The organism is Novosphingobium sp. AAP83 (assembly GCF_001295795.1).
Classification (GTDB): domain Bacteria; phylum Pseudomonadota; class Alphaproteobacteria; order Sphingomonadales; family Sphingomonadaceae; genus Novosphingobium.
In genome coordinates, this window is the sequence record NZ_LJHY01000081.1 from 1 (window position 1) to 1,443 (window position 1,443).

Annotated in this window: 1 protein-coding gene; it reads right to left on the reverse strand. The window is 48.0% G+C overall.

Features of this window, described 5'->3' with window-relative positions; all coding sequences use genetic code 11:
* Positions 1 to 41 precede the first annotated feature (41 nt).
* A partial coding sequence (locus tag IP81_RS19410) for a site-specific integrase (protein WP_231627138.1) occupies positions 42 to 1,443 on the reverse strand: 1,402 nt, incomplete at its 5' end.

Sequence of the window (1,443 nt, forward strand, 5' to 3'; positions counted from 1 at the left end):
GTTTCAGTATCGTGTCCGTGTACCTGTCGATTTGAAGCCTGTTATGGGTTGTTCTCGTAATTTCTGACGATCTTCAGGTGTGATAAATCTAATTCCAAAAACTGTATGTCACTGATAGCTTCGAAGAGAATGCGGGGATGATAGCCATTGCCATATGCATCGGCTGCTTCACTTTGATTTCCACCTGTGATCCAACCACCAAGCGTTAGGACAATGTCTCGTGAAATACGGCCATTTCGTCCAGCATCACGGAAACCGTGCCTGAAGGAATGGAAGCAGGTCAGCGGGGCTGTTGCATTGCTGCTTGTCAGGAAGCGTGAGAACCACCGTGAGAACGCAACAGACCGAAAGCCTGTAACGCCTAATGGAACATCGTCGAACAGCTTGAGTGCCCCGCTCTGACGCTTCCGTTGCACGAAATCCATGAACCCTACTTCAAGCAGTGTTGGGTGGATAGGAACGGTTCTAGCACTGTTTTTGGTCTTCAGCGATTTGTCCCGTCCACCGGACAAGCTATCTTCGCATATGACGAAACAGGCAATTTCGTCGATAACCCTGATATCAGCCACATCAAGCTGACATATCTCGTTCAATCTCATGCCTGAAAACAAGCCAATGAGCGGTACCCAAAACCGTGCACCAGTGGCAATGACTGGCCCGATGGATGCATACCCGCTCTCTTCGTCCTTGCATCCTGTGTATATGGGGGCGGAAAATATCTTCTGAAGTTGCCAAAGTTCGAAAGGGCGACGACGATCTTGTGGGCGGACAGTTTCTGCCATTTGAAGACCCTTGGCAGGGTTCTTGGAGATATGCTCTTCCGTAACCGCCCAATTTAACATGGTGGCGAAGCGTGACATGTAGGCGTTGATGTTGGTCGTGTTGATAGTCCTGATTCTACGATCTTTTTTGGCCATTTCAACAATGTAGCGAACAGAAGCATCACCGTATGTCTTTGAAAAATTGACAGGAAGCCAACGCAGAACATCTAGAAACTCACGGCAGTTTTCACGTGTGATATCTGCAATCGACACATCTTTGCCGATCACCTCCTCGACGATTTTTCGAGTTGTCTGATGAGCAAGTATAGTCCGGTTGCTCCGCTTCTTTGTCGGGTCAGCAAGATACAAATCATAAATTTGAGTAAGTGTTTTTATGGGCTTACGGACAGGAGCAGGTGTTTTCACGACTGTCGCAGTAGGTGAACATTCCTGAATGCCAGCCACGGTCAATGATTGTCCCTGCTCCATTTGCAGCAGTCGCTCATCAAATTTTTTGCCAGCATCACGGCGTACAGCTTCAAACAGTGCCTCAATCTCAAATGCCACTTTTCTGCTCAGTCGAATCGCCAAGGATCGACTGTCAGTTTGCAATGACCGATTCACATGAGAACAACCCATAACAGGCTTCAAATCGACAGGTACACGGACACGATACTGAAAC